Source organism: Roseicyclus sp. (genome assembly GCF_052168335.1).
Classification (GTDB): Bacteria; Pseudomonadota; Alphaproteobacteria; order Rhodobacterales; family Rhodobacteraceae; genus Roseibacterium.
Genome location: NZ_JBQLZP010000031.1, coordinates 1 through 5,247, shown reverse-complemented (window position 1 = coordinate 5,247; position 5,247 = coordinate 1). Strand labels below are relative to the sequence as shown.

6 protein-coding genes are annotated in these 5,247 nt (G+C 70.4%); all 6 read left to right on the top strand.

Annotated elements, in window-relative coordinates:
• On the top strand, nt 1-673 hold a 673-nt coding region (locus ACTS11_RS01070), incomplete at its 5' end, for a phosphate/phosphite/phosphonate ABC transporter substrate-binding protein (RefSeq protein ID WP_442638505.1).
• Between the two features lie 123 nt (nt 674-796).
• Nucleotides 797-1,576, top strand: coding sequence for an ABC transporter ATP-binding protein (locus tag ACTS11_RS01065; RefSeq protein WP_442638504.1), 780 nt, complete (start codon nt 797-799; stop codon nt 1,574-1,576).
• Between the two features lie 43 nt (nt 1,577-1,619).
• Nucleotides 1,620-2,339 (top strand): transporter substrate-binding domain-containing protein, encoded by a 720-nt coding sequence (locus ACTS11_RS01060; protein WP_442638503.1) that lies wholly within the window; start codon nt 1,620-1,622, stop codon nt 2,337-2,339.
• Between the two features lie 91 nt (nt 2,340-2,430).
• On the top strand, nt 2,431-3,312 hold the full coding sequence (locus ACTS11_RS01055) for an ABC transporter permease (RefSeq protein ID WP_442638502.1): 882 nt from the start codon (nt 2,431-2,433) through the stop codon (nt 3,310-3,312).
• On the top strand, nt 3,309-4,148 hold the full coding sequence (locus tag ACTS11_RS01050; protein WP_442638501.1) for an ABC transporter permease: 840 nt from the start codon (nt 3,309-3,311) through the stop codon (nt 4,146-4,148). Before ACTS11_RS01055 ends, ACTS11_RS01050 begins: the two co-directional genes overlap by 4 nt.
• Nucleotides 4,145-5,247: glutamine synthetase family protein (locus ACTS11_RS01045; RefSeq protein ID WP_442638500.1), on the top strand; the 1,103-nt coding region annotated here is incomplete at its 3' end. The genes ACTS11_RS01050 and ACTS11_RS01045, both read left to right, overlap by 4 nt.

Sequence of the window (5,247 nt, the reverse complement as noted above, 5' to 3'; positions counted from 1 at the left end):
GCTTCGCACGCGCGGCACCGAGGCGCCCGAGGCGCTCGACCAAGCCCTGTCCCCGGCCGAGGCCTGGGCCCGCCCCGACCTCCTCCTCTCGCAGATCTGCAACCTGCCCTGGCGCCTCGGCTTCGCCGAGCGCGTGACGCTGGTGGCGGCCCCCGATCTCGGCCTGCCCGACGCGCCCGCGGGCAGCTACTACAGCATCCTCGTGGTGCGCGTGGACGACCCGCGCGCGCGCCTCGCCGACTTCGCCGGCGCCTCCATCGCGCTGAACTCCGACGACAGCCAGTCGGGCTGGGGCGCGCCCTTCGCCGCCGCCCGGCGCGCGGGCATCGCCTTCGGCGCGGCGCTGACCACCGGCGCCCACCGCGAGAGCGCGCGCGCCGTGGCCGAGGGCCGCGCCGACATCGCCGGGATCGACGCCGCCACCTGGCGGATGATCGCGCGCTGGGACGGCTTCGCGGACGGCCTCCGCGTCCTCGACCGGACGCCGCCCACGCCCGCGCTCTCCTACGTCACCGCGCGCGGTACCGACCCCGCGCCGATCCGCGCCGCCATGGCCGAGGCGCTCGCCGCCCTGCCCGCCGCGACCCGCGACCTCCTCGGCCTTCGGGGCATCGTCGCGCCGGACCCCGACGCCTACGCCGCGCTCGCCGTTCCGCCCGCGCCGCCCGCTTAGGCATTCGCTCCGCGAACGGCCCTGTTTCGCGGCCTTCCGCGGGGTCACTCTGCACAGGACAATTGCATTTGCCCGCTCCATGGGCACAAATCTCCGGAAACCTGACGGGGGTGCGACAAGACCGTGACCGACCAGACCGCCCCGGTGATCCAGATCACCGGCCTGCACAAGAGCTTCGGCACCTTGCACGTCCTGCGCGGCGTGGACCTGACCGCGCGGGCGGGCGACGTGGTGTCGCTCATCGGCTCGTCGGGGTCGGGCAAGTCGACGCTCCTGCGCTGCGCGAACCTGCTCGAGGACAGCCAGGAGGGCGAGATCCTCTTCGAGGGCGAGCCCGTCGCGTGGAAGGGCCGGGGCCCCGCGCGCCACCCCGCCGACCGCGAGCAGGTGCGCCGCATCCGCACCAACCTCTCGATGGTGTTCCAGCAGTTCAACCTCTGGGCCCACATGACCGTCCTCCAGAACGTCATGGAGGCGCCCGTCACCGTGCTCGGCGAGGATCCGAAGGCGGTCGAGGACCGCGCCCGCGCGCTGCTCGACAAGGTCGGCATCGGCGAGAAGTGCGAGGCCTGGCCCGCGCAGCTCTCGGGCGGGCAGCAGCAGCGCGCCGCCATCGCGCGCGCGCTCTGCATGCAGCCCCGCGCGCTCCTGTTCGACGAGCCGACCTCCGCCCTCGATCCCGAACTCGAGCAGGAGGTCGTCCGCGTCATCCGCTCCCTCGCCGAAGAGGGGCGGACGATGCTCCTCGTGACCCACGACATGCGCATGGCACGCGACATCTCGGACCACGTCGTGTTCCTGCACGAGGGCCGCGTCGAGGAGGAGGGTCCGCCGGACCGCCTCTTCGGGGCGCCCGCCTCGCCGCGTCTGCGGCAATTCCTCAGCCATGGCCACGCGGCCTGACGGCTCGGGGCAACCAACCCTCAGAAAACCAGGGAGAAGAACGATGAAACACCTGATCCTCGGCGCGAGCTTCCTTGCGCTAGTCGCCGGCGCGGCCGCCGCGCAGGATACCGTCCGCATGGGCACGGAGGGCGCCTATCCTCCGTACAACTTCATCAACGACAACGGCGAGATCGACGGCTTCGAGCGCGACGTGGGCGACGAGCTGTGCGCGCGGGCGGGCTTCACCTGCGAATGGGTGACGAACGACTGGGATTCGATCATCCCGAACCTGACCTCCGGCAACTACGACACGATCATCGCCGGCATGTCGATCACCGAGGAGCGCGAGGAGGTCGTCGACTTCACGCAGGCCTACTTCCCGCCGGCCGAGTCGCTCTTCATGGGGATGTCCGAGGACTTCACCCTCGAGGGCGCGGTCGTCGCGGCGCAGACCAACACGATCCAGGCCGGCTACATCGCCGACTCGGGCGCGACCCTGATCGAGTTCGCGACGCCGGACGAGACCGTGGCCGCGGTGCGCAACGGCGAGGCCGACGCGGTCTTCGCCGACGGCGACTACCTCCTGCCGATCGCGGCCGAGGACCCCGACCTGATGATCGTCGGCGAGCCGGTGCAGCTCGGCGGCGGCGTCGGCATGGCGCTGCGCGAAGGCGACGAGCGCCTCGCCGCCTTCGACGCGGCGATCTCCTCGATGAAGGAGGACGGCACGCTCAACGCGCTGATCCTCGAGTGGTTCGGCGAGGAAGCCGCCACCTGGTAAGGGCCCGACAGGCGGGGGGCGTTCCGCGTCCCCCGCCCCGCCCTTCATCTTTCCCCAAATACGCAAGGCCCGGCCCCCGCCCCAAGCCCAGATGTTCGAGTTCTGCGCCGATCCCTCCACGCTCGAGACCTTCCGCTGGTTCAGCTGCTACCTGACCAACGGGGCGCACATGCTGTTCTACACGTCGTTCCTCGTGGTCTTCGCGCTCCTCGCGGTCACGGCGCCGACCGCGCTCGCCTTCGGCTTCGCCGCTGCCGCCGCGTCGCGCTCGCACATCCTGCCGCTCTCGCTTCTGGGCAAGACCTACACGGCGATGGTGCGCGGCGTGCCCGACATCGTCTTCTTCCTCTTCTTCGTCCTCGTGCTCGACCAGGCCATCGAATGGCTGCGCCACCAGGCCGCCTGCCCCGGCTGGACCGAGGAGATCCGGCAGGGCGCGAACTTCGTCGTCTGCCCCGAGGCCCGCACGCCGCAGCCCTCCTCTCCGCAATGGGTGCACGAGGTCTACGGCTTCGGCCTCGCGGTCTTCACCTACGCCATCGTCTTCGGCGCCTTCTGCGGCAACGTGCTGTACGGCGCGATGCGCGCCGTGCCCCGCGCCCAGCTCGAGACGGCGGAGGCCTACGGCTTCTCGCGGCGCCAGGTCTTCTGGCGCATCCTCGTGCCGCAGATGTGGATCTACGCGCTGCCGGGCCTGTCGAACATCTGGATGATCCTCATCAAGGCGACGCCGCTGCTGTTCCTGCTGGGGATCGAGGACATCGTCTACTGGGCGCGCGAACTCGGCGGCTCGCGCACCTCGGCCTATGCCTATCCGCATCCCGACTGGCGGCTCTGGTACTTCCTCGCGCTCCTGATCTTCTACCTCGCCTTCACCCGGGTCTCCGAAATCGTGCTGGCGCGCCTGACGACCCGTCTCAGCCACGGGCAGGCGACGGCGGCGGGCGAAGAGCTCAGGAAGGCCGCCGCATGACCTGCGCCGAGGCGTTCCAGGCCTACGCGCTGCGCGCCCTCGGCCACGGCGAGCGGCGGCTGCCGCAGGCGGATATCGGCGTCTGCGAGCAGATCGTGCTGATCGGCTCGGGCATGATCTGGAACGTCTACTTCGCGATCCTCGCGCTCTCGTTCGGCTTCGTCTTCGCCGTGGCGCTGGCGCTCGCCAAGAACTCGCGGACACTCCTCCTGCGCAAGCCCGCCGAGTGGTTCATCTTCGTCTTCCGGGGCTCGCCGCTCTTCATCCAGTTCTTCATGGCCTACGAGGCCTTCGTCCTGCTGCCCCGCGTCGGCATCGAGTTCACCTTCCTCGGCGTCGCCATCGAGGCCGAGACGCGCTGGCTCGCGCGGGCCTGGCTCGGGGCGCTGATCGTGCTCTTCCTCAACACCTCCGCCTATTCGGCCGAGATCTTCTACGGCGCGCTCCGGGCGGTGCCGAAGGGGGATCTCGAGGCCGCCGACGCCTACGGCCTCACCGGCTGGAAGAAGTTCCGCCGCGTGGTCTTCCCCACGACCATGCGCCTCGCCTGGCCCGCCTACACGAACGAGGCGATCTTCCTCTTCCACTCGACGGCGCTGGTGTTCTTCTCGTCCTTCCCGGCGTTCCAGCAGATGGGCGACGCGCTCTATTACGCGAACTACTTCGCCGACCGCACCTTCAACCCCTTCATCCCCTACCCGATCGTGGCGGTCTACTTCGTGCTCTTCACCCTCGTGATCATCGCGCTCTTCGGCGCGATCAACCGGCGGCTCAACCGCCACCTCCCGCAGGAGGCGCGCCCGCGCCTCCGCTACCGCCCGCAGGTCATCCGATGAACTGGCTCCTCGAGCACCCCGAGATCGCCTCCATCCGCACCGTCGCCGCCGACCTCAACGGCCAGCCGCGCGGCAAGCGCGTGGCGCGCCGCTTCGCCGAGAAGGCGATCACCGAGGGCACGCGCTTTCCCTTCTCGGTGATGAACCTCGACATCTGGGGCGAGGACATCGACGACAGCCCGCTGGTCTTCCGCTCGGGCGATCCCGACGGCATCCTGATGCCGACCGAGCGCGGCTTTCTCCCCGTCCCGTGGCTCGAGAGCCCCACCGCGCTCCTGCCGATCTGGATGTTCCAGCAGGACGGCGTCACGCCCTTCGACGGCGACCCGCGCCAGGCGCTCGCCCGCGTGGTCGAGCGCTACAGGGCGCGCGGCCTGACGCCGGTGGTGGCGACCGAGCTCGAGTTCTACCTGATCGACGACAAGGGCAACGCGCCCCGCGTGCCGCCCTCGCCGCGCTCGGGCAAGCGGCGCCACCAGGCCGAGATCCTCGCGCTCCGGCAGCTCGACGCCTGGGACCAGTTCTTCAGCCGCCTCTACGACGCCTGCGAGGCGATGGACATCCCCTCGGACACCACGATCTCCGAGGCGGGGCCCGGCCAGTTCGAGATCAACCTGATGCACCAGGAGGACGCGCTGAAGGCGGCGGACGACACCTGGTTCTTCAAGCTCCTCGTGAAGGGCCTCGCGCGGCAGTTCGGCGTCGCGGCGAGCTTCATGGCCAAGCCCTACCCCGAGTATGCGGGCAACGGGCTGCACATGCATTTCTCGATCCTCGACAGGGACGGCGAGAACATCTTCGACGAGCGGCGTCCGGGCGGCGCGGACCGGCTCGGCCACGCGATCGCGGGATGCCTCAAGGCAATGCCGGGCTCGATGCTGGTCTTCGCGCCCCATTCAACGAGCTACGACCGCCTCGTGCCGGGGGCGCACGCGCCGACCCGCATGGCCTGGGCGCACGAGAACCGCACGGCGGCCCTGCGCATCCCCTCGGGCGGGCCGGCCGCGCGGCGGATCGAGCACCGCGTCGCGGGCGGCGACATCAACCCCTATCTCCTCCTCGCCGTCATCCTCGGCGCGGCGCTGAACGGGCTGGAGGA